Here is a 24,366-nt window from a genome sequence, read left to right on the forward strand (position 1 = left end):
GATCAGCGCGATCTGGTCTCGACTGTATTGGCAAGGTGAGCCGCGAAACGCTTCATGTCGCGGCTCTTGCTCAGGAGGTCCGGCCGCCGCCGCAGGCGGCCGAGCAGCCCGTAGGCGGCGGCGCGCGCCGTGAACCCGAGCCAGAGCGGCACCGCGAAGAAGGCCGGCGACGACAGCCGCCGGCCGCCGTTGCGCAGGGCGTAGACGCCGGCGAGCCCGTCGAGCCAGCGGGCGGAGCGGTTGCTGCCCGAGCCGCCCTGGAGGTGGACCACGCTGCGGCCCGGCAGGTAGTCGACCCGCCATCCGGCGTCGCGCAGCCGGCAGCCCCAGTCGACGTCCTCGCCGTAGAGGAACAGCGGGCTCGACAGGCCGCCGATCGCCTCGACCGCCTCGCGCCGCAGCATCAGGAAGGCGCCGCAGAGCCAGTCGACGGAGACCGGCCCCGGCGCCCGCGCCTGACCGCCCGCGAGGTAGACCCCGCGCAGGCCGAACCGCCCCGACAGCCCGGCCGCATGCACGGCGACGGTGAGCGGCCGCGGCTCGAACCCGGCATCGCCGACCTGATGGCGTCCGTCCTCGAAGACGAGGCGCAGGCCGACGGCGCCGACCTGGCGGTGGGCGTCGAGATGCGCCAGCGCCGCCGAGACCGCGTCCGGATCGCGCAGGTACGCGTCCGGGTTGAGCAGCAGGATCGCCGCGCCCCGCGACGCCGCATAGGCCAGCGCGTTGGCGCCGGCGAAGCCGTGATTCTCGGTCTCCGCCATCACCCGGATCCCGGGCCAGTCGGCCGCGATCCGCTCGGCGGTTCCGTCGCCCGAGGCGTTGTCGACGACGATCACCTCGTAGGCGCGGTCGATCCGGCTCGCCGCCAGCAGGGCGAGGCAGGTGTCGATGTCGGCGCCCGACTTGTAGGTGACGATGAGGACGCTGAGGGCGGGGGTCATCGCAGGCTCGCGCTTCGTCGTTCGGGACGCTCGGATCGGATACCGCGCGACATCACGCGGCTCCCTCTCCCAGGGGGAGAGGGCTGGGGTGAGGGGCGTGCGTCGTCCGGAAAAGTCACGCCCCTCACCCTGTCCCTCTCCCCATGGGAGAGGGGACCCGCGCTCAGGTCGGCAGGGCGGGGGGCGCGCTGCGCCGCCGCCACCGCGGCGATCATCCCGAGCGCGGTGTAGAGCAGCTCGGCGATGCCGAGGTTGAGGCGGAAGCCCGGGTCGACGAGGCCGTGGAGGAGGTGGGCGAGCAGCCCGATCGCCGAGGCGCCGGCGATCGCGGCGAGCGGATCGCCGACCGGCGCGCGCCGGATCGCGGAAAAGCCCCGCCACAGCCCGATCCCGAAGACCAGGGCGAAGGCGGCGTACCCGACGACGCCGACCTCGGTGAGGACGAGGATGTGCAGGTTGTGGACGACGTGGTTGGAGCGGTCGAACAACCCGGCGAGCCGCGACAGGCCGGTCTGGTCGAGGGTCGCGAACATGTTGCCGAAGTTGTTCAAGCCGACCCCGAGGATCGGGAACTGCGCGAACAGCGCCAGCGCCGCCGCGTTGAGCGGGCCGCGCTGCGCCGCCGAGCCGCCGTCGTCGGCAAACAGGCGCTCCCAGATCATCGGCCCGACGACGATCGCGGCGATCACGCCCACGAGGAGGAGGAGGCCGGCGACGATCAGGCTCGCCCGCGTGAGCAGCCGGTCGCGGTAGACCAGCAGCACGACGAGCGTCGCCGAGAGCGGGTAGGTCAGCCACGAGGCCCGCGACAGGGTCAGCACCACGCCGCCCAGCGCCGAGAGCGCGCCGGCCGCGCCGACGAGGCGCAGCCAGGTCGGGCCGCGGGACAGCGCCAGCGCCAGCGCGAGCGGCCAGACCACCTCGTAATAGTAGCCGAGGATGTTGGGGTGGACCTTGAAGCCGGCGGCGCGGCGCTGGGCCTGGAAGTTGATGTTCTCCTCGACGATCTGCTCCTCGCCGAGCACGCCGAGGCCGAGCTCCGAGCCGGTGACGTACTGCACCGCCGCCGCCGCCGTCTGCACCAGGCAGAGGACGCAGATCGCCAGCGCCAGGGTGCGGACGTCGCGGGGGCTCAAGTTGGCGATCGAAACCGAGACGACGAGCAGCGTGAGGAAGCGCCACTCGTCGAACCACAGGTAGGCGGGGTCGCCCGCGTTCGCGAGCGAGAGCACGCCTGCCGCCATGAAGGCGGCCTGCGTCAGCACCAGGGGCGGATCGAGCGACAGGCGCTGCGGGCGCGCCTCGCCGATGCCGACGAGCTTGAAGGCGATAAGCGTCAGCGCCACGAGGAAGGCGACGCTGACGGTGAGCCCGGCGCCGCCGCCGATGCTCGGCAGGTACTGGCCGACCGCCTCGAAGTGCTGGAACATGCTGACGTCGAGCTTGACCGTCAATCCGACCGCGAAGGCGACGAGCAGGAACGGCGTCAGCCGGACGCGCTGGCCCAGGATCAGGGCGCCGAGCGCGCCCAGCGGCGCGACGAGCCCGACGACGGCGAACTTCAGCGGCACGCTCGCCAGCGACACGGCCATCGCGGCGGCGCCGGCGCCGATCGCCAGCGGGGGGAGGGTGCGGAGCGCGGCCCTCATCCGAGCCGCCGGTAGAGCCAGTCGGGGATCGGCCGCCGGGTCCGGTTGAGGACGACGCCGAGCGCGGTCCCGCCGGCCGCGTCGAGGTCGCGCATCGCCTGCTCGGCCACGACCCGCCGGGTCCGCTCGGCCCCGACGACGACAACGAAGCCGTCGACGAGGGGGCTCAGGGCCGCGGTGTCGCCGATCTGCCCGATCGGCGCGCAATCGAGGATCGCGAGGTGGTAGCGCTGGTCGACCAGGCCGAGGAAGGCCTCGACCCGGGCGTCGTCGAGTCCGGCCTCGCGGATCGAGGCCGGGGTGCCGGCGGGGACGACGTGGAAGCCGTCGGCGACCGCGTGGACGCCGTCGAGCGGCGCGACGGCGCCGAGCACGATGTCGGCGAAGCCCGGCTTGCCCGAGAGGCCGTAGGCGGCGGCCAGCGCGGGCTTGGCCCAGTTCGCCTCGATCAGCACCACGTCGAGGTCGCGGCGGGCATAGAGCCCGGCGAGCTGGCGAGCGAGCGAGGTGACGCCGTCGCCGGCCTGCACCGCGGTGACGCCGATGCGGCGGAGCGGCGGCCCCTCGCGGCGGTTGAGCTGGACCAGGGCCGGCTCCAGGTCGAGGCGGTCCGGCACGGCGGGATCGTGGAACGCGGCGGCGATCATGCGTGGGCTCCGCGGAGGCCGGGGGCACGGGTCCGCTGCGGCTCGGCGCGGCCCTCGTTCCGCAAGGGGAGGGCGGCGAGCACCGGCACCCGGAGGGAGCGCGCCACGTCCGACGCGCTGCGGTAGGTCTGGGCGAGGATCTCGGCGAGCGCGACGTAGGCGAGGGCCGCGACGAGGCCGAGGCCGGCCGCGAGCCCGAGGATCAGCAGGCGGTTCGGCCCGCTCGGCAGCCGCGGCGGCACCGCGCGGGCGACAAGCGAGGAGGAGGTGACCGACTGCGAATCGAGGCCGGTGCCGGTCTTCAGCTCGTCGATGCGGCGCTGGGTCTGGGTGATCTCGTCGGTGAGCAGGCTCTTCTGCTGGCCGAGCCGGCCGAAGGCGAGCGAGGCGTCGCTCTGGCCGATCGCCGCCTGCCGCCGCGACGCCTCGATGTTGGAGATCGCCGCGATCTTCTCGGCGAGCACCGCCAGCCGGGTGGTGTCGGCGCTGATCAGGGCCCGGTACTTCTGGCGGGCGAGCTCGGTGAGGTCGCGGTCGAGGCTCGCGAATTCCGGCGCGGCGGGGCGGAACCGCGTCGCGAGCTCCGAGCGCCGGGTGCGCAGCTCGGCGAAGCGCTGATCGAAGGCGGCGACCGTCGGGTCGGCGTCCGGCGGCGTCGGCTGCCAGCGGTCGGGCCCCGATTCCTTGGTGCGCTTCAGCCGGGTCTCGACGCCCTCGCGCTCGATCTGCGCCGCCGACTTCTGGCGGGCGAGGTCGGCGAGCGTGCCGAGGTCGTTCTGCTGCTCGATCGCGAAGCTCGCGGTGTTGGCGCCCTTGAGGTACTTGCCGAGCTGCTGGTCGATCGCGGCGAGCTCGGCGCGGGCGCGTTCCAGCTTGCCCGCGTAGAACGAGGCCGGCGTCTCGTCGGCGTAGACCTCGACGTGGCGGCGCTTGTAGGCGTCGAGCAGGCGGTTGAGGGCGGCTGCGGCGAAGTTCGGGTCGGTCCAGGTGAAGCCGGTGACGATCACGTCCGTCTCCTTGACGAACACGACCTTGAACGAGGCGAGGTAGGCCTCGTACAGCTTCTCGTCCGGGCTGAGATGACGCAGCAGGCCGATCGCCTCGAAGGGGATGCGGGCGGTGTCGACGACCCAGGTCTTGACCCCCTTGGCGACGCGGACGAGCTGGCGGCCCTGGTAGACGAGCCACGCGCCCCAATCCTCGGGCGGCGGGCCGAGGTCGCCCACCGGCGTGATCGCCTTCAGCGCCTCGAACTCGCCGCGCACGATGCTCGGGTCGCGCAGGATCTCGATCTCGTTGTTCACGTTCTGCGCGCGCTCGGAGAACATGTAGTTCTGGTTGGTGCCGCCGCCGATCGGCGCAGCCGCCTTCTCGCGGCCGAGGCGGATGATGAGCTTGGCGTCGGCCGTGTACTCGGTCGGGGTCAGCAGCAGGTAGATCCCGGCGCCGACCAGCGCCGCCGCCAGGATCAGCAGCGCCGGGCGGGCATGGCGGAACAGGGCTCCGAGCCCGTCGCGCAGGTCGAAGCCGGGTCGGTCGAACCTGCGCGGCTCGAGGGCGGTCTCGGTCGCGCTCATAGGGCGGCCCTCGCCGTGGTGCTGGTGGAGGTCGTGGCGGCGGGGCCGGTGATGTAGTTCACCCCGAAGCCGGTGCCGTTGAAGAGCAGGATCTGGCGGACCACGAGGTCGACCGCGCGCGCGGTCTTGGCCAGCACCGAGGGCGGCACGTAGACCGTGGCGTTCGGCGGCACGACGATCGAGTCGGCCAGGCCCGGCACGCCGATGTCGACGACCTGCACCGCCCCTTGCGCGCCTCCTTGCGCACCGCTGTCGAAGCGGATGATCCGCACCGCGTCGCCCGCGGCGGTCGGCAGGATGCCGCCGGCGGTGCCGAGCACCTGGGCCAGCGTCCGGGCGCCCGACAGCGTGACCGGGCCGGGCACCCGGACCTCGCCGAACACCATGGTGTTGGCCGGCACCAGCGACGCCAGCCGCACGCTCGGGCTGACCGAGGCGAGGTGATGCCGGTAGGCGGCGGCGAGCGCGGCCGAGACCTCGTTGACGGTGCGGCCGGCCGCCTGGACCGGCGGCACCATCGGCAGGTTGATCTTGCCGTCCGGCTCGATCGCCATCAGCTTGACGCGGCCGATGTCGGACCGCTGGGTCAGGTCGCGGAAGTCGTCGATCGGCGTGCGGAACTTGCGCAGCAGGACCGTGACGACCGGGTTGATCAGGACGTCGTCGTAGGTCTCGCGGATCAGGGTGGCGGCGCGCTCGGGCGACAGCCCGGCGACCATGATGCCGTTCTTGCCCGGAAGCGAGATCCGCCCGTCCGGCCGGACTACAACCGTACGGTTGTATTCCGGGTGGGTCCGGAAATCGACGTCGAACTCATCGTTCGGGTTCAGCCGGTAGGTCGGCTGCACCACGCTGGAATCGATCAGCAGCGAGATCTCGAGGTTGTCGCCGACGTTGAGGCGGTAGTTCATCAGCCCGAGGCGCATGGTGCGCCCGACCTCCTCCTGCGCCGCGGCGACGACCGCCGGCGGCACCTCCGGGATCGATCCCGTCTGGGCGACGTCACGGATCGCAGGGTGGGAGGCCTCCCGCGCCCGGGTCGCCATGCAACCCGACAGGGCGGCCGCACAGGCGAGGGCGACCGCGAGGCGGCCCGCCGTCCGGCCGCGCCGGCCAGCATCTCGATCGACAGGAGAAGCACACACCATCATAGGCCTTCAGCCGCACCATGCTCGGCCGCGCCCCGTTCGATAACAACTCCTGAACGTATCGCGGCACTCGGTACAATCTGAGAACCTGGTTAACGAACTTTGAAACCCCTGGGTCCGATCCGACCGTAAGTTGCATTCATTCGCGGGCGTGGCAGAGTGCGCAGACGCCCCGGGCCCCGGGTCCCGGTGGGTTCCGAACCCGGAAGCCCGGCCCACGAGATCCTGCCAGGGGAGCTGCTGTCAGGGGACTCGGTGCCGGGGGACACGGTGCCAGGGGACTTGGTGCCAGGGGACTTGGTGCCAGGGGAATTGGTGCCAGGAGACTCGGTCAGAGCACCGGCACGCCGCGGAACTTCGCGTGCTCGGACGGCTCCACGTGGATCACCACCACGGCGCCGGGGATCGTGGTCTCGAGCGCGTCCTCGAGCCGGTCGCAGATCTCGTGCGCCTCGCGCACGCTCATCTCGCCGGGCACCACGAGGTGGAAGTCGATGAAGGTCGCTTGGCCCGCGTAGCGCGTCCGCACGTCGTGCGCCTCCAGCGCGCCCTCGCCGTGCAGCGAGATCAGCGCGCGGATCTGCCCGACCATCTCGCCCGGCGCCGCCCGGTCCATCAGCCCGTCGACGGATTCGCGGACCATCTTCCAGCCGGACCACAGGATGTTCAGGGCCACCAGGCCGGCGACGACCGGATCGAGCACGGGGATGCCGGTCGCCAGCACCAGGCCGACGCCGACGAGCACGCCGCCCGAGGTAAACACGTCGGCGAGCACGTGGCGGCCGTCGGCGACCAGCGCCGGCGAGCGCCAGGCCTTGCCCCAGCGCAGCAGCGCCCACGCCCACACCGCGTTGATCACCGTGGCGCCGGCGTTGATGGCCAGCCCCAGGGCGGGGGCGTCGACGGGCTTCGGGGCCAGGATGCCGTAATACGCCTCGCGCAGGATCAGCAGCGACGCGACGATGATCAGCGCCCCCTCGATCACCGCTGAGAAGAACTCCGCCTTGTGGTGGCCGTAGGGGTGGTCGTCGTCGGCCGGCAGGCCGGCGACGCGCAGGGCCACGAACGCGCTGAGCGCCGCGACCACGTTGATGATGCTCTCGAGCGCATCCGAGTACAGCGCGAGGCTGCCGGTGAGCCAGTAGGCGAGGAACTTCAGCCCCGTGACCACCAGGCCGACGACGGCACTGGCGAGGGCGGCTTTCTGGGTGCGGCTCATGACGGGTCCGGGCGATCGACCCGGCGGCCTTAATCGACCGCGCCGGCACAAGGCCACGGCACAGGTTCAAGGCCACGGAAAAGGTTCAAGGCGGCAGCACACCTTGCACCGCGGGGAATGGAACTTAGCCGCGGCTATCGCGGATCACGCGGCCGGAGCGGTCCCGTCGGCGCGTGCGGCTTCGCGCGCCTCGCTGCGCGCCCCCTGGGCCCGCGCGGCGGCGGCCTTGCGCAGGAGGCGGCGCCTCTGCCAGGCGAACCGGGCCGCGGCGGCGAGCGCCTCGAGGCGGCCGGCCTCGCGCGCCCAGTAGCCGACGAGCTGCCCGTCAAGAGTGATCCGCTCCGCCTGCGCCGCCATGCATCCCTCCCCTCAGGCGATGGTGCTCGCCGTCAAACGTCCTCAGCAAAACGCCTAATGCGGCGCGGCGGGTTCCGTCGTCTCCTCGACGATCAGCGCCTCCGCCTCACCCTCGAACCCGCCCGCGCCATCGGGGACCGGGGTGGCGGGCGTGCCGAACGGCGTGCTCGGATAGGCCTGCTCGAACTTTGCGCGCGCGTCGGCGGGGTCCTCGCCCTTGAGCACGATCTGCGGCTTGCCCGGCAGCGGCCAGCGCGGGTCGGCGGGATCGCGGGGACGCACGGCGTACCAGGGCATGGAGGCTCCAAGTCGAGACGGGAGGATCGCGCCTGCCGTGAACGGAAGCCGGTCCGGCGCGGTTCCACGCACGCCGCGCCGCATTGATTCCCGGCGCGCGCCGGTGCAGGTGCGAGCCCCATGCGCGTGGACCTGTTCGATTTCGACCTGCCCGAGGCCAGCATCGCGCTGCGCCCGGCCGAACCGCGCGGCGCCGGGCGCCTGCTCGTCGTGCGCCCCGGCGACGGCCTGACCGATGCCCGCGTCGCCGACCTTCCCGGCCTGCTGCGCCGGGGCGACGCCCTGGTCTTCAACGACACCCGGGTGATCCCGGCGCGCCTTCGCGGCATCCGCACCCGGCCCGGCGCGCCCGGCCAGCGCACGGAGGTGATGCTGCATCTGCGCGAGGCGCCGGACCGCTGGCGCGCCTTCGCCCGGCCGGCCAAGCGCCTGGCGCCGGGCGACCGCGTCGTCTTCGGCCGGCACGGGGCCGGCGAGCCCTGCGAGCTCGGCGGCCTCGACGCCACCGTCGCGGCCAAGGGCGAGGGCGGCCAGATCACCTTGCGCTTCGACCTCGCCGGGCCGGCCCTTGACGAGGCCGTCGCCGCCATCGGCGAGCTGCCGCTGCCGCCCTACATCGCGGGCAAGCGCCCCACCGACGCGCGGGACGCCACCGACTACCAGACGGTCTACGCCCGCAACCCCGGCGCCGTCGCCGCTCCCACCGCCGGGCTGCACGTCTCCGACGGCCTTCTGGCGCGGCTGGACGCCGCCGGGATCGGCCGCCACACGGTCACCCTGCATGTCGGCGCCGGCACGTTCCTGCCGGTCAAGGCCGAGGACACCGCCGACCACCGCATGCACGCCGAGATCGGCTTCCTGGCGGCCGAGACCGCCGAGCGCCTGAACGCGGTGCGGGCGGCGGGCGGGCGGATCGTGGCGGTGGGCACCACCGCGCTGCGCCTGCTGGAGAGCGCGGCCGACGCGGACGGGCGCCTCCACCCCTTCGCCGGCCCGACCGAGATCTTCATCACCCCCGGCACGCGCATCCGCGCGGTCGACGCGCTGATGACCAACTTCCACCTGCCGCGCTCGACCCTGTTCATGCTGGTCTCGGCCTTCTCCGGCCTCGACACCATGCGCGCCGCCTACGCGCACGCGATCGCCGAGGGCTACCGGTTTTACTCCTACGGCGATTCGAGCCTGCTGTTTCCGGCCCAGGTCTGATAGGGCTGACCGACACCGCACATCTCCCTCCCCCCGTCGCGGGGGAGGGTGGCCCCTGCGTGAACAGGGGTCGGGAGAGGGGAGCGCCGTATCCGGAAGCGTCGCTCCCCTCTCCCGACCCGGTTCGCGGGCCACCCTCTTCCGCACCCAAATCAGGCTTGCCCGATTTGGGCACCGGGTACACAGATCTCGGGCAAGCCCGAGATCTGTGGGGCGAGGGGGCGCTGCCCGAGGCAACCTGGAAGCCGTCTCACCTCAGCATGTCCGACACAGACTTCACCTTCGCCGTCCACGCCACCGACGGCGCCGCCCGCACCGGGGCGATCACCATGCCGCGGGGAACGATCCGCACGCCGGCCTTCATGCCGGTCGGCACCGCCGGCACGGTTAAGGCCATGTATGCGAGCCAGGTGCGCGCGCTCGGCGCCGACGTGGTGCTTGGCAACACCTATCACCTGATGCTGCGCCCGGGCGCCGAGCGGATGGCGCGGCTTGGCGGCCTGCACCGCTTCATGCGCTGGGACGGGCCGATCCTCACCGATTCCGGCGGCTTCCAGGTGATGTCGCTGTCGGCGCTCCGGAAGCTCGACGAGCAGGGCGTGACCTTCCGCTCGCATGTCGACGGCACCGCCCACCACATGTCGCCGGAGCGCTCGATCGAGATCCAGGGCCTGCTCGGCTCCGACATCCAGATGCAGCTCGACGAGTGCGTGCGCCTGCCGGCCGAGCGCGAGGCGATCGAGAAGGCGATGCGCCTCTCCCTGCGCTGGGCCGAGCGCTGCCGCACCGCCTTCGGCGAGCAGCCGGGCAAGGCTCTGTTCGGGATCGTGCAGGGCGGCGACGTGCCGGAGCTCCGGGTCGAGAGCGCCCGCGCGCTCGCCGGCCTCGACCTCAAGGGCTACGCCATCGGCGGCCTCGCGGTCGGCGAGCCGCAGGCGGTGATGCTCGCCATGATCGAGACGGTGGAGCCGCACCTGCCGCGGGCCAAGCCGCGCTACCTGATGGGCGTCGGCACCCCGGACGACCTGATGCGCTCGGTCTCGCGCGGCATCGACATGTTCGATTGCGTGATGCCGACGCGGGCCGGCCGCCACGGCCTCGCCTACACCCGCCACGGCCGGATCAACCTGCGCAACGCCCGCCACGCCGAGGACACGCGGCCGCTGGACGAGACCTCCCCCTGCGAGGCGGCGAGCGCGTATTCCCGCGCCTACCTCCACCACCTCGTCCGCTCGGACGAGATCCTGGGGATGATGCTGCTGACCTGGAACAACCTGTCCTACTACCAGGACCTCATGGCCGGGATGCGGGCGGCCATCGCCGAGGGCCGCCTCGCCGCGTTCTGCGACGCAACCCGCGAGGGCTGGGCCCGGGCCGAGCGCGACGCCGCCGCGGGCTGAGGCCGGGTGATGCCGGGCCTTGATGAGCCCGCCCCATCGAGGCCTGCCCCCGCGCGACGGCCGGGCGCCGGCTCTCCGCCGGACCTCATGGGTCGTTGCTCATGGGGCCCTGCCCAAGCGGTCCTCGCCCATCAGACGCGGCATGGGCGCATCACGGATGCGCCAGCACCCGGTAGCTGCCGTCGGCCGCGTCCGCCCCCGTCTCCGCGGCGGCCTGCAGGCCCTCGACGATGCGGGCCGCCACCGGCAGGCGGTAGTGCAGGGCATCCCAGTAGTTCTCGTCGCGCGTCGTGATCGGCGAGGGCAGCCGGAAATCCACCACCAGCGCCCCCCGCGCCCGGCCGATCGCGGCGACCCGCGCCTTGCAGGCGGCCTCGCGCGCGCCCGCCGGCGTGCCGGCCGCCCCCTGCGCCGCCACGTGGACCGGCATGAAGGCGACGAGCTTGCGCGCCGCGTCCGGCACGGAGGCCAGCAGCGCATCGAACGCATCGAGCATGGGCATGGCGTCGCCGGCCTGGGCCGGGGGAGGCGTGCCCGGGCCGGCCGCCTCCGGATCGAGCGGGCTGCCGCCGCCACGGATGTGGCGCGCGGCGCGGACCGGGTTGTAGCTGGCCTCCGGCGGCGTGAACACGGAAAACCCGTCGCCGCGGATGCGGGCCGGGGCGAGGCCGAGGCGGTTGAGCGCGACCTGGGCCGCGATCCCGAGGCTCTGCCCGTTCACCTGCCGCAGCCAGCCCCAGGGCGCGCCCTCCGCATAGAGCCAGTCCGGGAACGGATGTGCGGTGCGGCGGGGCGCGTCGGCGGCGCACCACGTCGAATCGAGCGCGAACAGCACCGCGTGCACGGTGTTCCGGCGCAGGAACAGCCGCGCCAGGGTGCGCTGCTCGTCCGGCGTCGCGGCATTGACGGCTAGGTTGGCGAAGCGCGCCCCGAACGCCCGGTCGAGGGCGTTCGGGTCGATGAGGCGCGCCGTCGAGGTGCCGAACACCGCCGCATCGTACCCGCCCGCGCGGGCGATCCGCGGATACATGAAGCGCTGGTTGCGATCCATGATCGCCCCCGGCCGGCCCGGGCGCGCGCGAAGGCCGTAGGGGTCCATCGCGGCGACGAAACCGATCGCGGCGAGGCCGGCCCCGAGGCCGGCGAGGGCGAAGGTCCCGGCGAAGCGCCGCCAGCGGCGGGAGGACGACGCCGGGGAGGAGAGGGGAGGGATCACGGCTGGCCTTCCGGCCCAAGGAGGGGGCGTTCGACCGCCGATGCCAGCAGACCATGGCGCCCGCGCGGCACGACGGCGCCCGCGCGCCCCGGATGCGACGCCGCGCGGGCCACGCCCATGTTGACCCGTCCGGCGGCCTCCCCTATTCCACCCACGCCTCCCCGGGCCCGGCCCGCGCGGCCGACCGCACGGCGGACGCGAGCGCGTAGCTCAGCTGGTAGAGCAACGGACTTTTAATCTGTAGGTCTTGGGTTCGAACCCCAACGCGCTCACCACCAATTACAACCACTTAGACCGATATCTTAAAGCTCTGAAGCAGCCTTTAGAACCTGTGGGTAACGCTGTGGGTAACCTCGACAAATTTAAGAGCCGCCGGTGCTACTCCGTCCCTTGTCTTGATAGCCCTGTCGGGTGAAATGACCGTCCAAGCCATGACGGTGAGCGCAGTCGTGTCCCTGTCGCCCTGTGGCGGACGACCGACGGCTCGGCCATAAAGCGATCGGTCGCAGCAGCATCTTGGGCGCTGGCTGGCCGACCGTAGAGGTCACCGTGCGCCGCAGCCTGCCCTTGGCGATCCTCCTGGCCGCATCACCTGCTGCCGGCCACGCAACTGATGATCCGAGCCGGGACGTGCTTTGGGTGGCGCTGAAAACTTGCGTCCTCGCCAAGAAGCTCGCGGGCTGGACCTTCCCCTGCCTCGACGTGGTCCTCGGTGACAGGGACCGTCCCAGCACGGCGGTACTCCGCGCGCCGGGTGAGCCGACGCACGTCGTCGTCATGCCGACGGACACCGTGGCCGGCCTTGAGGCGCTCACGCTGCGAGTGGGGAGGGGGACCGCCTACTGGCGGGCCGCCCTTACAGCGCGCCGCTTCGTCTTGGACCCGCTGAAGGGCAGCGCGCCGGTCGCGAAGGTCGGTTTGGCGGTGAACTCCGCCCGCGGCCGGAGCCAGGACCAGCTCCACATCCACCTCGACTTCATGAAGCCGCGGGTGCTGGCGGCCTTGCGAGCGCACGGACACGGCGTCCGCGCCACCTGGGCGCCGTTCCCCGTACCGCTCGCGGGTGACCGCTACTTCGCTATGCGCGTGCCGGCGGGGGAGGCGGAGCGCTTCAACCTCTTCGCGGCGCTCGCCCGGCTGCCGGGCCGACGCGACTTGCGGGAAACGAGCTTCGGGGCGGTCGCCACCCCGGTGGGTGATCCCGAGCCTGGCTTCTACGTGTTGGCCTACCGGGCACCGCGTGCGAGCGCGGAGGATCTAATGGATCACACCTGCGCAGTCTCTGGCACGTCCGCGATACGGTGACTGCCGCTGCCGCCTTAGCTGCACCAGCTATCCCTTGCTAGGCTTCCGCCCCTTGCCGGGAGCATCACCGCCATGCGCTCGCTCAGCGGCATCCTGCCGATCATCGTCTGCCTCGTCATCCCAGCTGCCGCACAGACGCCAGCACCTTCGGCAGCGCAGGCTGTTCAGCGTGATCGGATGAAGCGTTGCGACACAGGTTGCCGCCCGCGCGGGGGATGCCCTCTGATCGCTACGGCGCCCCCCGAAGGGTAGGATCATCACCGCGGCTTTCGGCAGCAGTTCGCTTGACACCCCGACGGTGATGAACCTTATCTGCGCAAGTTATAGCTGTGGGACAACGGACTTCCATGTCGCCCGCCCCGCTCCCCAAATATGGGAGGCCGCCGATCACGGAGGTGGTTTGCGGCGTCTACTTCCAGTCCCTCGACAATCTACAGGTTGCCCATGTTGGCTCCCTCTGGGAACGCTTAAGGCAGGATTTCCCGCGCACCGAGACCCTGCCGCCCCTGCCGCCTACAGTCATCGCGAACGGGCCGTCCGACTTCCAGTTCCAGCTCCAGTTCGGACCATTCGAGGCGAGCCCGTTCCCGCGCGTCTGGTTCGTATCCGCTGATGACGCTATGCTGCTGCAGCTGCAGCGCGACCGGCTTATTATCAATTGGCGGCGGCGCGCTGAGGATAGTCCCTATCCAAGCTACGACGTCATCGTCGCCAAACTTCGCGGCGTCCTCGGGCTGTTGGTCGATTTCCTCGCAGAGCAGTCCCTCGCGACGCCGGAGCTCGTCGGCGTGGAATTGGCCTACGTGAACGCCCTTCACTTCGGTCGCGACCTTGCCGGCCCCAGCGACGTCGAATCGGTTGTTCCCTTCCTTTCTTGGCGCCCGCCAGCCGGATCATCGCTCCCCTCGGTTAACTCCTTGGAGTTGTCCGGCCTGAGTTGGAACGCACAGCTGGACCTCGCAGATGGCGAAGGGAACCTTCATATCGGGCTGAGTACGACCCAGCGCCCCAGCGATGGCCAGGGGCTTGTCCGCCTGGATTTGCTCGCACGCAAATTTTCGCCGGTGCTGGAAACTCATGCTATATGGAACTGGTTCGACCTCGCGCACGCTTCCATCGTGACGACCTTCTCGGAAATCACAAGCCGGGACGTGCAGGACAGGGTCTGGGAGAGGCACACATGAACTTTGCCCTAGCGAGCTTCGCGGACGCGATGCCCGTCACGGCGACGGGCACGCCGTTCGAATTGTATTCGGATCTCGACTCGACCGCCGATGGCGCGTTCGAGCGCCAACGCCGCGCACATCTTCTTGATGCCATCAGGCAATTGCCGGCCTATGCGGAGGCTATGGGATACCAGAAGGTGAAGCCGGTAACGGTGCGTCTGGCGCAAGACCTTATCGTGCGTCTCCCACACAACCGCGCGCTGCCCAAGGTCGCGGTTGATGATGAGGGCGACATCCTAATGCAGTGGTCCGGTCCAACTGGACGTTGCGCGTTGACCTTCGAGGGGTCCGTGCTGCACATGACAGTCAACCCTGGCGCCACCTCGCAGCACGTCGAGCCCACCATCTACAATGGCGGACACATCCCCCCCGTGCTCCTCGTCTACATCCCAACTCGCGGCTGACGACACGCCATCGGCCGCCGTGCCGGCGGTCCGCACTATCGAAGATGCCGAGACTGTTTCGAGGCACGTCTACGCACCGCGCATGGTAGGCCCTGCCAATGAGTTCGTCTGGCACGAGGTCTTTCAGTTTCCCAGTGACCGAGGCCTAGCCGAAAGCGTCGCCCTTCGCACGGTGGTGCCCGACGATGCAGACGTACATCGGCTAGGCTGTGAGAAGCAGGACGCCGACCGCGAGCGTGAGCGTGCGAAAGGCCGATCTGGTCCGACGTACCGCGGATGCACCGACGCGCTCGCTGGGAGGATCCGCAGTCAATTCTCTACCACGAAGCACGGTTTCTCCGTGACGCACGAGCCCGCCGAAGGCGACTGGCACGGTCATGTCACCGTCGTCCTCGCGGCTGGGTGCGTCAAACTCAGCAAGTCCGACAAAGACGATGTCCGCGCGCTGATGGCGGACGTGTTCGAGCCGCTTAAGCCATATGCCCGTCCGTAAACGGCCACGCTTTATTCATTGCTGAGCCGTAGGCTACCCTCGGCCGGCAGACCGATGCCCTGGTCGTGCCCCACGCCGGCGCGACAAGAGGCCATGACCCGACGCGATCTGCTCCTGTCCATCCTGGCGGCGGCCAACGGGCACCCGTACGAGCCGGTGCAGGTCCAAAAGGCGACGTTCCTCGTGCTTACGAACTTGCCGTGGCTGGTGGAGGAGGGACCGGCCTTCGCGTTCGAGCCCTACGATTACGGCCCCTTCGACAGGGCCGTCTACGCTGAGGCCGACCAGCTCGCGCGAGACGGCCTAGCCATCGTCCGCCCCTCTCCGTCGGGCCGCTGGAAGACCTACGCCGCCAGCGATGCGGGCATCGCCCGCGGTCACGAGGCAATGGCCAGCCTCGCGCCAGAGATCGCGCGCTATATCGACGACATTGCCCGCTGGGTCCGCGCGCAGGACTTCAGCAACCTCGTCCGCTCAATCTATGAGGCATATCCGGGGATGAGGGCCAACAGCGTGTTCGTGGACCACAGCCGTTGACCGTCATCGTGGGAGCGCTGTGTTCCGACGGCATCGTCATTGGCGCCGACAGCATGTCGACCTCAGGGAACGGTCGGAACCCTTTGATCCAGGTCCGCTCCGACGACAAGATCCGGGTCATCGACGGCAAGGTCATTGTCGTGAGCACCGGTAGCATCGGCCTCGCGCAGAGGTTTGAATCCATCGTTGAACGATCCTGGCAGGAAGAGGTTTTCGAACGTGGCTGCCAGGAGTGCGGTACCTCTATTGCAGCGCATGCGCGACAGGAATTCACCAGTAGCGGGGTCTACTTCTCGCCCGGCGCGGGCTTAGATTTCGGCGCCATGGTTGCTGCGCCAATCTACGACACCCCGGAACTCGTCGAGTTTAACACCTTCGATCTGCAGCCCGAACGGAAGACGCGTCGGCGGCACTGGGTTGCGATGGGCGCCGGACAGACGTTCGCCGACCCGTTCCTCGCCTTTATCAGCCGCGTGCTGTGGGATAGCCGGGAACCGACGGTCGCGGCGGCCACCGTCGGGCTCTGCTGGGCGATCGAGCACGCGATCCACTATGCCCCAGGTGGGGTCGGCCCTCCTGTACGGCTCGCGGTCCTGCGCCGCGAGGCGGGCGAATGGCGGGCTACGCTGCTGGAGGACGACGCGTTGCAGGAGCCGAGGCAGCATATCGCGGAGATCGAGAAGCGCATCGGCTTCTACGCTTCCGATGGTTTGGCAAATGCGACCGCGTCGGCGCCGCCCCCGCCGCCCGCCCCAACGGCTGGGACCCGCGAAGCTGGCTAGGTCCCCTCTACAGCAACGGATAGCCTTAGTGCGTCTAACAAAACCGTCTGTACTGGTTGAGCGTTACGAGGGCGCAGGTCAGCGTCGTGAAGGCGAGGTAAATGTTTGCGCGGCGTTCGTAGTGGATGGCCAAGCGGCGGAATCGAGCCAGCCACACCAGCGTACGCTCGACATGCGTTGATCGCGACCTGGGCTGGGACTGAATCGGACAGCTGCCAAGCGGTGCGCGATGCGGTCTGATAGCCGCGTTTTCGACCCGCTCCGGAGCGCTGCCATGCCCCAGTATGCTGCCCTCTCGACGTCTCGAACGAAGAGACCGCTATCCACATCATCGATGAGGCCGGAGCAACGGTCTGGCGCGGTAAACGCGCCAGCGATCCAGATGTGCTGACCACGGCGTTGCGGCGCTACGCGCCCGACCTCGTGCGTGTCGGACTGGAGACGGGGCCGCTCACCCCATGGCTCTATCACACCTGCAAGGCGCTCGGTCTGCCCATTGTCTGTCTGGACGCACGGCATGCGCGAGCCGCCACCGCTCTGCAGCGGAACAAGACCGACGCGCGCGATGCCGAGACGCTGGCGCAGCTCGTGCGTATGGGCTAGTACCGCAAGGCTCGCGTCAAAAGCTACGCCGCTCATGCCGTCCGCCACCTCGTCGGCGCGCGCGCCCAACTCATGGGTGTGGCGGTCGACCTGTCCAACCAGATCCGCAGCACCCTCAAGACGTTCGGCCTGATGGCTGGCAAAGGCGCGGGTCGTGCCTTCGAGAACAGGGTGCACGAGCTCATCGCGGAGCGACCCACCGTCGCCGGTATCGTCGATCCGCTCTTGGCGGCGTGGCGGGCCGTGCGCGGCCAGATCAGTGTCCTGGATCGACGTCTCATTGCCTTGGCCAAGGGCGATGCCACCTGCCGCCTGCTGATGACCTGTCCCGGTGTTGGGGTCATCGTCGCCACAAGCTTCGCGGCCGCCATCGAGGCACCCGAGCACTTCCGTCACTCGCGATCCGTCGGAGCCTACCTCGGGCTGACGCCGGCACGCCATCAGTCCGGTGAGACCGATCGGTCAGGCGGGATCTCGCGCCGAGGCGACCGGCTGATGCGGACCTACTTGTTCGAGGCGGCAGCCAGCCTGCTGGTTCGCGTGAAGCAGGCCTCGGCCCTGAAGGCGTGGGGGCGTGCCCTAGTCGAGCGCATGGGGTTCAAGCATGCCGCCATCGCGGTCGCGCGCAAGCTCGCCGTGGTGCTGCATGCGATGTGGCGGGCAGGAACGCCGTTCCAGCCTTGGCCCACGGCTGTATGAGGCGTTCGCTGCCGAGGCGCACAAACGTCGTTCACTGAGATCCGCTGGCGTGAAGCGGACAGAGGCGTCCCCGCCGGGACGCGAGCAGAGCCATCCCGGGTTGAGTCTTGTGGCCGGTGCCGAACCGGACCGCGCGTTCGACATGGTGAGCTCCGCTTCGAGACGCATGGTGCGGCGGTCGATAGGGCCGACCGCGGAAACAACCACGATCCGGCGGTGACCACGCTCTCCGACTTGACGTCTGCAACGCGATCAAACAACCACCTAGCGGTAGCGGCCGAGGCCGCTGACTGCTTTCGACGCTCCGGCGCGCAATGCGGGGCACGATCCCGCGAGCCGGGCACTCCCGGCGGCAACGGCGGTGGTCGTAGGCTTTGTCGGCGTGCAGCTTGCCGGGCCTGTGGCGCGGGCGCCCACGGCGGTCCGAGGGTACCGGCGGGATCGCTTTGAGCGTCGCAACGAGTTGGGTGCTGTCGTGGGCGTTTGCCCCGGTCAGGACAACGCCGAGCGGTGTGCCGCGGGCATCGACGACGAGGTGGCGCTTCGTGCCCGGCTTGCCCCGATCGGTCCCGTTCGGGCCGGTCGTCGCCCCCCTTTATGGATGGCCCGCCCCTCACTGGGCTTTACTGCTAGGTTTGCAGTGTGGCTCACACGAGGGATGGAGTGGACCGATGGCCATTGCGATACTCGGGATCGATCTGGGCAAGAACAGCTGCAGCTTGGTGGGGCAAGATGCGACCGGTCGGGTCGTCCTGCGACGCCGGATGCGACGCGAGACGGTGATGACCTTTGGCGCGACGCTTCCACCTTGCATCATCGCCATGGAGGCGTGCTGTGGCGCGCATCACATGGGCCGGGCGCTCGCCGCTCAAGGCCACACCATCCGGCTGATGTCGCCGGAGTACGTGCGCCCCTACGTCAAGGCCCAGGAGAACGACGACCGTGACGCCGAGGCGATCGCAGAGGCTGCGACGCGTCCGACTATGCGGTTCGTCGCGCTGAAGTCGCAAGCGCAGCTCGACATGCAGACTCTGCACCGGGTGCGCGACCAGCTTGTGGGCGAACGCACGGCCTTGAGGAACCAGATCCGGGCCATCCTGCTGGAGTGTGGCCACATCGTCCCACAAGGACGTGCCAAGCTTGCCGCCAGCCTGAACCCCCTACTCGATCCCGACACCACCGCGGACATCACGCCACGAATGCGCAGCCTCGTGGCCGACGTGCGGGAACGTTGGCAGTCCCTCGACGAACGCATCGCCACACTCGATGGCGAGTTCGCCGAACAGGCCCGGACCGACGAGAGTGCTCGCCGGCTCACCACCATCCCGGGCATCGGTGCACTCAACGCGACAGCGCTGGTTGCGGCAATCGGTGACGTGGGCACCTTCGCCCGCGGGCGTGATCTGGCAGCCTGGCTCGGCCTCGTGCCGCGGCAGGTCACGACGGGCGGACGACCCAAACTCGTCGGCATCACCAAGCGCGGCAGCAAGTACCTGCGCAAGATCCTGATCCAGGGTGCACGGGCGGCGATGCCGACCCTTCGCAAAAGCGATACGCGGATCGGCCAATGGCTCCGGGACCTGCTGGCGCGGGCGCACGCCAACACCGCCGTCGTTGCGCTGGCGGCTAAAATGGCTCGGACCGTCTGGGCGCTGCTGCGCCACGAACGCGTCTATGAGCCGGCGGCAGTGGCTGCCTGAACCGAGCTTGGTCGGCGAAGCCTTCGTCGGCCTCACTATGTCTGCGAGCGGCGAAAGGAAGATGGCCTGACAGTCGATCGGTGTTCTGGAAGCCTCTGGCGTAAAATGGCGCTCGACGCCGCCCCCTTTATGAGGACCAGGACGCGCGGATCTCCATCTTGGCCAACGGCATCGCCGAAAGGCCGGATACGTTTATGCAGACTGCTCAGACCAGCGGATCATAAGCCACTTGCGGACGGGGCGGGCCATACGTTTTCGCTGCGATGCTGGCGCTGTCGAGCGCCGCGCGGCCCTAGTCCAGTTGCCCGGCACCGTCCAGCCGTCCCAGCAAGGCACGATGCAGGGCCGCCCAGACGCCCGCCGCCTGACAATCACGCAGCCGTCGCCAGCACGACATCCCCGAACCGCAGCCCATCTCCTGCGGCAGGTACTCCCACGGCAAACCGGTGCGTAGCACGAACAGGATGCCCGTCAGCGCCGCCCGGTCCGGGCTCGGCGGCCGCCCGCCCTTCGGACGCGCCAGAGCTGGTGGCAGCAGCGGCGCGATCACCGCCCAGAGATCGTCGGAAACCAGGAACTTCGCAATGCGCCACCAACACGCCAACCGACGGTTTTGTTAGGCGCTCTTAATCTTGAAGGCGCTCTCACTCGAGCGGGTCGCGTAACCAGTCCTGGATGACGGCGTAGCGTACCATCGCCGCGCGGGAGCGGATCTCAAGCTTTTCGCAGGCCCGCGCCTTGAACTTTTCGACCGACTTCGACGAGATGCCGAGTTTGACCGAGATCTCCTTGCTCGTGAAACCGAAGGCCACGAGGCGCACGACCTCCCGCTCTCGCTCCGAGAGTCCATTCGGCGCGTGCTCGTTCTCGCGCAGCGGCGCGACGGTTATGCTGGGCAGAAGGTGGCGCTCGGCGATCACGGGATCGATATAGAGGCCACCGCGATGGACGGCTCGCACGGCGTGAATGAGGTTGTCGCTCGCCGATCGTTTCAAGACATAGCCCATCGCCCCCGCGGCCAGGGCCTGCTGTACGGTGCTGCGCTCCTCGCTCATGCTGAGCATCAGGACACGGGTGTCGAGGTCGAGGCGGCGCATCTGGCGGGCGACCGCGATGCCATTGAGGTCGGGCATGCTGACGTCGAGGATTACGAGGTCGGGGCGCTTGTCGCCAAGGATTCGGAGACCCGCAACCCCGTTCTCCGATTCGGCAACCACCTCGATGTCGGGTTCATGCTCGAGCAGGCTGCGGACGCCTCTCCGGAACAAGGGATGGTCGTCGATGAGAGTGATCCGGATGGGCCTGGTGTCATAGGGCATGGCTCGCGCCCGGCAGGCAGCAATCTGCGCTGTCAATCCGCGCGACGACGGTCGTCCCGCTGCAGCTGTTGGCGCTCTGCATCTCCAGCGCGCCGCCAAGATAGGCCATGCGCTCGTGCATGCCCGCAAGGCCGAGCCTTCCGCCTCGGATAAAAAGAGAGGGCGAGCGATCCTTCTTGCGCAGGCCGCGTCCGTCGTCGCGGATCGTCAGGGTCGCGCAGCCGTCGGCATGCAGCAGGATCACATCGACGGATCGTACCCCGGTCGCGTGCTTGGCCACATTGGTGAGCGCCTCCTGGAGAACCCGAAACAAGGCGGCTTCGCATTCCGTAGTCAGAGGACCCGGTACACCGTCGACGCGGAACTTGACGGGAACACCGTTGAGGTCGCTCCACCGGGCGGAATAGACGCGGAGCGCCTGAGTGAAATCCGTTCCGTCCAGGGCGGAGGGGCGCAGTTCGACGATGGCGCGGTGGAGATCCGCCACCATCGAATCAACCTGGCATAGCAACGTGTCGATGGCGCCAATCATGGGGGCGTCGCCGCACTGGCTCCGCAATCGCGCGAGACCGAGCTTCAGGCATAGGGCGTGCTGCCCGGCCTGATCGTGCAGGTCGCGAGCGATCCGCGCCCGCTCGGCCCGTTCGATCCGGGCGCGCCAATCAGGATCCGCATCGGCGGGGAGGCCGCAGCCATCGCAGGGCTCCACGACGCGCAACAGCACGAGCGTGTCGCCCGACGTGAACCGTATTCCGCGGCCGACGAACCTCAAGGCAGACGATACAGCGGAGCGGGGCAGGTTCGGCACCAGGGTGCTAGCCAGCGGGCTGGCGCTCGCGGCGCAGCGGGCGAGGAAGTGGAGCATCTCGGGATCCGCCCCTCCCGCCGAACCGTCGAGCCGTCCCGAATCGGCGAAGGGCGCCAACGCGGCGGCACGGGTTGTACAGGAGATGATTCGCGCATCCGTCGTGACGAGAAGCAATGGCTCGTCGATTGCTTCGAGAATGGCCTTCAATTCGTCGCTGGCGCACATCCTGCCTACCTCCTCGACTTGGACGCCGTCCGGTCGCAGCTCGCTGAAAACACCAATTCTCCGAGCCGGCCTCACATCAAATTCTGTTACTTAACATAGATCGCAATTTTTCTTAGGGCAATCAAACGGCGAAATTTTCTGTTTCGCAATCTAAAAATGCTCGTTATTGACAAAAGTTACGATCGGTCATCGTTTCTGCCATTCTATTTGGTCAAATCGGCGCCGTTTCCTGGTCATATGATGCCGAAATTTTGGTGGCCGGCAGCCGGGATGCCTGGGTTCCAGCCTTGGTTCCGGTAGGGCCACGGGGTGGATGGCCCCTTTGAAGCTGTTATGCGCGGGGGAGCGTGTCGAGGAGGCGGCGACCGAGGAATGGGGCCATGCCGAGGGCGGTGAGACGACCGAGCGCTTCGGTCCGTAGCGCCGGCTCGTCAAGGTACTCAATGGCGAACACGGGCAACCCGGCGTCCTGAGCCTGCTTCAGGTAGCCGAGGCTCCAGGCCACATCCTCGGGGGTGTTCGGCAGGTTCGGGCCACGGAGGTTGTAGAGGAGGCTCTCCTTGCTCACTGCGTCGATCGCCTGACGGTACGATTCCTCCGCGAGCAGCGGTTCGGCGTTCTGCGCGATGACGAGGCACTTCGGCGTCCCGGCCCGCAGCCTTTCGGTGATCGACTGGACCAGCGCGATCATCGACGCCTTGGCCCGCCGCCCCTCGCCGGGCCAATCCCCGTAGGCGTCCACCCGGTCGAGGAAGACCCCATCGAAGCCTGCCGCGATCAGCCCGTCGAGGGCGCCCTCCCGCCTTAGCAGGAGATCCTGCCAAGCGGGATGCCAGTAGCGCACGGCGAAGCTGCCGGGCCAGCGGCTGTTCTCCGGGCCGAGCCAGGGTGGGGGCTCGGTGCGCCATGCGGTTTGCCAGTAGGGGCGGTAGCTCTCCGCCTCGCCGACACTCAGATATGCGAGCACCAGCCGCCGGGCCCCACCGGGCTTGCGGCGCAGGGGGGATTCAGGCGCGATTTGCAGGCGCTTTCCCTCCACGATCGGATCGAGGACGATCAGATCTAGATCGGAGCGGGCGACCGCACCGAGGTCGATGTTCTGGTACTGGCACCCCCAGCGGCTCACGCGGCGTCCGCCGAAGCTGACGCCGGACCGGCCCGGGAATAGGGTACGCGCCACCACCGTCCCCGACAGGAGGGCGAGCAGGCCGAGACCGGACATCACGAAGTTCCGCCTTGCACGATCCATCATCGCCTCCTCATCTTACTTAGCCGCCAGCGCCTCGCCGGCCGCCGCCCGACGGAGCTCGACCTTCAGCACGTCCCCCGGCTCCAGGCTCTCGCCCTCCGCGACTAGGAGCGACTTCAACCCCCCGGCCTGCCGCCGAAGAAGCGTGTAGCTGATCACCTCGCCCTCCTCGGCGGGGCGGGCCGTCGCGCGGTCGAGGAGCGCCACCACCGCGCTCGCGGCGGCGAAGGCCCGCTCCGCCTCGCGCACCTCGCCGCCGACGCGGTTAAGGTCGTTCTCGAGGGCGAGGCGGCGTTCGAGGTCGCCCTGCTCCAGGGATTTCTGCGCGGCCTCGTAGCGCTGCCGGGTCTGGAGCGCGCTGATCTCCAGGTCCCGGCGGCGCCCCTCCATGTCGGCGAAATCGCGTCGGACGTCGGCGACGCGCTCGCTCTCCACCACCTGTCGCGAAAAGAGCTGCTCCATCGTCCGCAGGCGCTCGGAGCGGATCCGGACCTGCGCGTCGTAGTTCGCGATCCGTTGCGCCAGCAGTTCGACCTCCTCGCCCGCGACTGCGACGGCCTTGGCCTGGATCGCACGGGCCCCCGCCTGCCCCTTGCGCCGCAGGGCGAGGAGCTTCTGCTCCCGGTCGAGGAAAACGCTCGCCTTCTCGGGGCCGACGGCGCGGGCGAGCGCCTCGTCGACCTGTGGGATCGACTGGCCCGCGATCTCCGCCGTGAGGGTAACCTGCCGCAGGACGAGGGCGGCGAGGCGCTCCTGGGCGGTGTCACGCTGCTCCCTCAGGCGGAGGAGGTCCATGGCCGGGCCGGGCTGGGCGTTGGCGAGGTCGCCGCCGGCGAGCGCCACCGCCTGCATCACGAACAGGCCCGGCGAGAACGTGAAGGCGCCTGGATTGCGCACCGACCCGACGACGTAGACGGGCGCCCGGCCGGCGAAGGCGATGACGAGGCTCGACCGGCGGCGGAAGGTGCGCGTGAAGGATTCGTCCAGGGCGCTCCGGAACGCCTCCATCGGTTCGTCGGCGGCTCTGAGGGTGCCGATGAGGGGCAGGGTGAGCTGGCCGTCCGGGTCGATCGTGTACTCGCCGGTGAGGTCGAGCCGCGGATAGGCGGTCTGGACCGACGCCGCCTCGCCGCCGGGCAGGGCTTCTTCGACCGCCGGGCGGTCGGCGGTCTCGATGATCTCGTAGACCGTGATCTTGAGCCGGTCGCCCACGTGAAGCGTCCCCGGTTCGGATGGCGCGCCCGCCGCCGCGGGGAGAGGGGCGGCGAGGGAGAGGAAGGCGGCCAGGAGCCCCGTGGCCGGGCGCAGGGCGGGGATGGCGAGGTTTGGTCGGGTCATGGTCGGCCTCCTGGTGTG

Annotated in this window: 22 protein-coding genes, 1 tRNA gene and 4 pseudogenes; 11 read left to right on the forward strand and 16 right to left on the reverse strand. The window is 69.6% G+C overall.

What is annotated here, in order from left to right:
- Positions 1 to 2 precede the first annotated feature (2 nt).
- The 8 genes from MKK68_RS16840 to MKK68_RS16875 form a co-directional block, all read right to left on the reverse strand.
- Positions 3 to 944, reverse strand: a complete 942-nt coding sequence (locus MKK68_RS16840; RefSeq protein WP_244031629.1) for a glycosyltransferase family 2 protein — start codon at positions 942 to 944, stop codon at positions 3 to 5.
- Positions 941 to 2,593 carry an O-antigen ligase family protein gene (locus MKK68_RS16845; RefSeq protein ID WP_244031631.1) on the reverse strand — a complete coding sequence of 551 codons (1,653 nt, stop codon included), beginning with the start codon at positions 2,591 to 2,593 and terminating at the stop codon, positions 941 to 943. Before MKK68_RS16845 ends, MKK68_RS16840 begins: the two co-directional genes overlap by 4 nt.
- The gene (locus MKK68_RS16850; RefSeq protein WP_244031633.1) at positions 2,590 to 3,240 is read right to left on the reverse strand and encodes a CpsD/CapB family tyrosine-protein kinase; all 651 of its coding nucleotides are present in this window, start codon (positions 3,238 to 3,240) and stop codon (positions 2,590 to 2,592) included. Before MKK68_RS16850 ends, MKK68_RS16845 begins: the two co-directional genes overlap by 4 nt.
- Entirely contained in the window at positions 3,237 to 4,817 is a 1,581-nt protein-coding gene (locus MKK68_RS16855; protein WP_244031635.1) for a lipopolysaccharide biosynthesis protein, read from the reverse strand. Before MKK68_RS16855 ends, MKK68_RS16850 begins: the two co-directional genes overlap by 4 nt.
- Positions 4,814 to 5,863 (reverse strand): polysaccharide biosynthesis/export family protein, encoded by a 1,050-nt coding sequence (locus tag MKK68_RS16860; RefSeq protein ID WP_244031637.1) that lies wholly within the window; start codon positions 5,861 to 5,863, stop codon positions 4,814 to 4,816. Before MKK68_RS16860 ends, MKK68_RS16855 begins: the two co-directional genes overlap by 4 nt.
- A gap of 433 nt (positions 5,864 to 6,296) precedes the next feature.
- On the reverse strand, positions 6,297 to 7,184 hold the full coding sequence (locus MKK68_RS16865) for a cation diffusion facilitator family transporter (protein WP_147729013.1): 888 nt from the start codon (positions 7,182 to 7,184) through the stop codon (positions 6,297 to 6,299).
- 144 nt (positions 7,185 to 7,328) lie between these two features.
- Positions 7,329 to 7,541 carry a hypothetical protein gene (locus tag MKK68_RS16870; RefSeq protein ID WP_244031639.1) on the reverse strand — a complete coding sequence of 71 codons (213 nt, stop codon included), beginning with the start codon at positions 7,539 to 7,541 and terminating at the stop codon, positions 7,329 to 7,331.
- 54 nt (positions 7,542 to 7,595) lie between these two features.
- A complete protein-coding gene (locus MKK68_RS16875) occupies positions 7,596 to 7,838 on the reverse strand; it encodes a hypothetical protein (protein WP_243936028.1) in 243 nt (80 codons plus the stop codon).
- 120 nt (positions 7,839 to 7,958) lie between these two features.
- Between MKK68_RS16875 and queA the strand changes: the two genes are divergently transcribed.
- Both queA and tgt read left to right on the forward strand, forming a co-directional pair.
- Complete coding sequence (gene queA, locus MKK68_RS16880; protein WP_244031640.1) at positions 7,959 to 9,044, forward strand: tRNA preQ1(34) S-adenosylmethionine ribosyltransferase-isomerase QueA; 1,086 nt, start codon at positions 7,959 to 7,961, stop codon at positions 9,042 to 9,044.
- Between the two features lie 260 nt (positions 9,045 to 9,304).
- Positions 9,305 to 10,444, forward strand: coding sequence for a tRNA guanosine(34) transglycosylase Tgt (gene tgt, locus MKK68_RS16885; protein ID WP_244031642.1), 1,140 nt, complete (start codon positions 9,305 to 9,307; stop codon positions 10,442 to 10,444).
- 151 nt (positions 10,445 to 10,595) lie between these two features.
- Here tgt and MKK68_RS16890 read toward each other — a convergent pair whose 3' ends face one another.
- Complete coding sequence (locus MKK68_RS16890; protein WP_409567255.1) at positions 10,596 to 11,660, reverse strand: hypothetical protein; 1,065 nt, start codon at positions 11,658 to 11,660, stop codon at positions 10,596 to 10,598.
- A gap of 53 nt (positions 11,661 to 11,713) precedes the next feature.
- Here MKK68_RS16890 and MKK68_RS16895 point away from each other — a divergent pair, with 53 nt between their 5' ends.
- The 7 genes from MKK68_RS16895 to MKK68_RS16925 all read left to right on the forward strand — a co-directional run bounded on the left by MKK68_RS16895 (position 11,714) and on the right by MKK68_RS16925 (position 16,407).
- Positions 11,714 to 11,869 carry a hypothetical protein gene (locus MKK68_RS16895; protein ID WP_244031644.1) on the forward strand — a complete coding sequence of 52 codons (156 nt, stop codon included), beginning with the start codon at positions 11,714 to 11,716 and terminating at the stop codon, positions 11,867 to 11,869.
- Positions 11,860 to 11,935 (forward strand) — tRNA-Lys (locus tag MKK68_RS16900). The genes MKK68_RS16895 and MKK68_RS16900 overlap by 10 nt, the downstream gene beginning before the upstream one ends.
- Before the next feature lie 274 nt (positions 11,936 to 12,209).
- On the forward strand, positions 12,210 to 12,965 hold the full coding sequence (locus MKK68_RS16905) for a CDP-diacylglycerol diphosphatase (protein ID WP_244031646.1): 756 nt from the start codon (positions 12,210 to 12,212) through the stop codon (positions 12,963 to 12,965).
- Between the two features lie 347 nt (positions 12,966 to 13,312).
- Positions 13,313 to 14,149, forward strand: coding sequence for a TIGR04255 family protein (locus MKK68_RS16910; RefSeq protein WP_244031648.1), 837 nt, complete (start codon positions 13,313 to 13,315; stop codon positions 14,147 to 14,149).
- Complete coding sequence (locus MKK68_RS16915; protein ID WP_244031650.1) at positions 14,146 to 14,595, forward strand: hypothetical protein; 450 nt, start codon at positions 14,146 to 14,148, stop codon at positions 14,593 to 14,595. The genes MKK68_RS16910 and MKK68_RS16915 overlap by 4 nt, the downstream gene beginning before the upstream one ends.
- Positions 14,596 to 15,181: 586 nt before the next feature.
- Positions 15,182 to 15,625: a hypothetical protein gene (locus MKK68_RS16920; protein ID WP_244031652.1), complete on the forward strand. Its 444-nt coding sequence runs from the start codon at positions 15,182 to 15,184 to the stop codon at positions 15,623 to 15,625.
- Positions 15,622 to 16,407, forward strand: coding sequence for a hypothetical protein (locus MKK68_RS16925; protein ID WP_244031654.1), 786 nt, complete (start codon positions 15,622 to 15,624; stop codon positions 16,405 to 16,407). Before MKK68_RS16920 ends, MKK68_RS16925 begins: the two co-directional genes overlap by 4 nt.
- 34 nt (positions 16,408 to 16,441) lie before the next feature.
- Here MKK68_RS16925 and MKK68_RS16930 read toward each other — a convergent pair.
- A pseudogene (locus tag MKK68_RS16930) lies at positions 16,442 to 16,579 on the reverse strand (IS5/IS1182 family transposase); the annotation flags it as partial.
- Positions 16,580 to 16,681: 102 nt separating this feature from the next.
- Here MKK68_RS16930 and MKK68_RS16935 point away from each other — a divergent pair.
- A pseudogene (locus tag MKK68_RS16935) lies at positions 16,682 to 17,709 on the forward strand (IS110 family transposase).
- 283 nt (positions 17,710 to 17,992) lie between these two features.
- Here MKK68_RS16935 and MKK68_RS16940 read toward each other — a convergent pair.
- A pseudogene (locus MKK68_RS16940) lies at positions 17,993 to 18,304 on the reverse strand (transposase); the annotation flags it as partial.
- A 76-nt stretch (positions 18,305 to 18,380) separates the two neighbouring features.
- On the opposite strand from MKK68_RS16940, the gene MKK68_RS16945 reads away from it, so the two are divergent.
- Complete coding sequence (locus tag MKK68_RS16945; RefSeq protein ID WP_244031655.1) at positions 18,381 to 19,409, forward strand: IS110 family transposase; 1,029 nt, start codon at positions 18,381 to 18,383, stop codon at positions 19,407 to 19,409.
- 295 nt (positions 19,410 to 19,704) lie between these two features.
- On the opposite strand, the pseudogene MKK68_RS16950 reads toward MKK68_RS16945, so the two are convergent.
- The 5 genes and pseudogenes from MKK68_RS16950 to MKK68_RS16970 form a co-directional block, all read right to left on the reverse strand.
- A pseudogene (locus MKK68_RS16950) lies at positions 19,705 to 19,995 on the reverse strand (transposase); the annotation flags it as partial.
- Positions 19,996 to 20,053: 58 nt separating this feature from the next.
- Positions 20,054 to 20,728 (reverse strand): response regulator transcription factor, encoded by a 675-nt coding sequence (locus tag MKK68_RS16955; RefSeq protein WP_244031661.1) that lies wholly within the window; start codon positions 20,726 to 20,728, stop codon positions 20,054 to 20,056.
- Entirely contained in the window at positions 20,718 to 21,761 is a 1,044-nt protein-coding gene (locus MKK68_RS16960; RefSeq protein WP_244031663.1) for a sensor histidine kinase, read from the reverse strand. Before MKK68_RS16960 ends, MKK68_RS16955 begins: the two co-directional genes overlap by 11 nt.
- Positions 21,762 to 22,092: 331 nt before the next feature.
- Positions 22,093 to 22,983 carry an MJ1477/TM1410 family putative glycoside hydrolase gene (locus MKK68_RS16965; protein ID WP_244031665.1) on the reverse strand — a complete coding sequence of 297 codons (891 nt, stop codon included), beginning with the start codon at positions 22,981 to 22,983 and terminating at the stop codon, positions 22,093 to 22,095.
- A gap of 42 nt (positions 22,984 to 23,025) precedes the next feature.
- Positions 23,026 to 24,348 (reverse strand): polysaccharide biosynthesis/export family protein, encoded by a 1,323-nt coding sequence (locus MKK68_RS16970; protein ID WP_244031667.1) that lies wholly within the window; start codon positions 24,346 to 24,348, stop codon positions 23,026 to 23,028.
- Between the last annotated feature and the right edge of the window lie 18 nt (positions 24,349 to 24,366).

Origin of the sequence: Methylobacterium sp. E-016 (assembly GCF_022829745.1) — a bacterium.
GTDB lineage: Bacteria > Pseudomonadota > Alphaproteobacteria > Rhizobiales > Beijerinckiaceae > Methylobacterium.

Excerpts from the sequence above, each read along its gene's own strand:
- MKK68_RS16865 (WP_147729013.1), bottom strand. The coding sequence starts at position 7,184 with ATGAGCCGCACCCAGAAAGCCGCCCTCGCCAGTGCCGTCGTCGGCCTG.
- queA (WP_244031640.1), top strand. The coding sequence starts at position 7,959 with ATGCGCGTGGACCTGTTCGATTTCGACCTGCCCGAGGCCAGCATCGCG.
- MKK68_RS16850 (WP_244031633.1), bottom strand. The coding sequence starts at position 3,240 with ATGATCGCCGCCGCGTTCCACGATCCCGCCGTGCCGGACCGCCTCGAC.
- MKK68_RS16860 (WP_244031637.1), bottom strand. The coding sequence starts at position 5,863 with ATGGCGACCCGGGCGCGGGAGGCCTCCCACCCTGCGATCCGTGACGTC.
- tgt (WP_244031642.1), top strand. The coding sequence starts at position 9,305 with ATGTCCGACACAGACTTCACCTTCGCCGTCCACGCCACCGACGGCGCC.
- MKK68_RS16960 (WP_244031663.1), bottom strand. The coding sequence starts at position 21,761 with ATGTGCGCCAGCGACGAATTGAAGGCCATTCTCGAAGCAATCGACGAG.
- MKK68_RS16855 (WP_244031635.1), bottom strand. The coding sequence starts at position 4,817 with ATGAGCGCGACCGAGACCGCCCTCGAGCCGCGCAGGTTCGACCGACCC.
- MKK68_RS16915 (WP_244031650.1), top strand. The coding sequence starts at position 14,146 with ATGAACTTTGCCCTAGCGAGCTTCGCGGACGCGATGCCCGTCACGGCG.
- MKK68_RS16895 (WP_244031644.1), top strand. The coding sequence starts at position 11,714 with ATGGCGCCCGCGCGGCACGACGGCGCCCGCGCGCCCCGGATGCGACGC.
- MKK68_RS16965 (WP_244031665.1), bottom strand. The coding sequence starts at position 22,983 with ATGTCCGGTCTCGGCCTGCTCGCCCTCCTGTCGGGGACGGTGGTGGCG.
- MKK68_RS16870 (WP_244031639.1), bottom strand. The coding sequence starts at position 7,541 with ATGGCGGCGCAGGCGGAGCGGATCACTCTTGACGGGCAGCTCGTCGGC.
- MKK68_RS16920 (WP_244031652.1), top strand. The coding sequence starts at position 15,182 with ATGACCCGACGCGATCTGCTCCTGTCCATCCTGGCGGCGGCCAACGGG.
- MKK68_RS16970 (WP_244031667.1), bottom strand. The coding sequence starts at position 24,348 with ATGACCCGACCAAACCTCGCCATCCCCGCCCTGCGCCCGGCCACGGGG.
- MKK68_RS16840 (WP_244031629.1), bottom strand. The coding sequence starts at position 944 with ATGACCCCCGCCCTCAGCGTCCTCATCGTCACCTACAAGTCGGGCGCC.
- MKK68_RS16875 (WP_243936028.1), bottom strand. The coding sequence starts at position 7,838 with ATGCCCTGGTACGCCGTGCGTCCCCGCGATCCCGCCGACCCGCGCTGG.
- MKK68_RS16945 (WP_244031655.1), top strand. The coding sequence starts at position 18,381 with ATGGCCATTGCGATACTCGGGATCGATCTGGGCAAGAACAGCTGCAGC.
- MKK68_RS16955 (WP_244031661.1), bottom strand. The coding sequence starts at position 20,728 with ATGCCCTATGACACCAGGCCCATCCGGATCACTCTCATCGACGACCAT.
- MKK68_RS16845 (WP_244031631.1), bottom strand. The coding sequence starts at position 2,593 with ATGAGGGCCGCGCTCCGCACCCTCCCCCCGCTGGCGATCGGCGCCGGC.
- MKK68_RS16910 (WP_244031648.1), top strand. The coding sequence starts at position 13,313 with ATGTCGCCCGCCCCGCTCCCCAAATATGGGAGGCCGCCGATCACGGAG.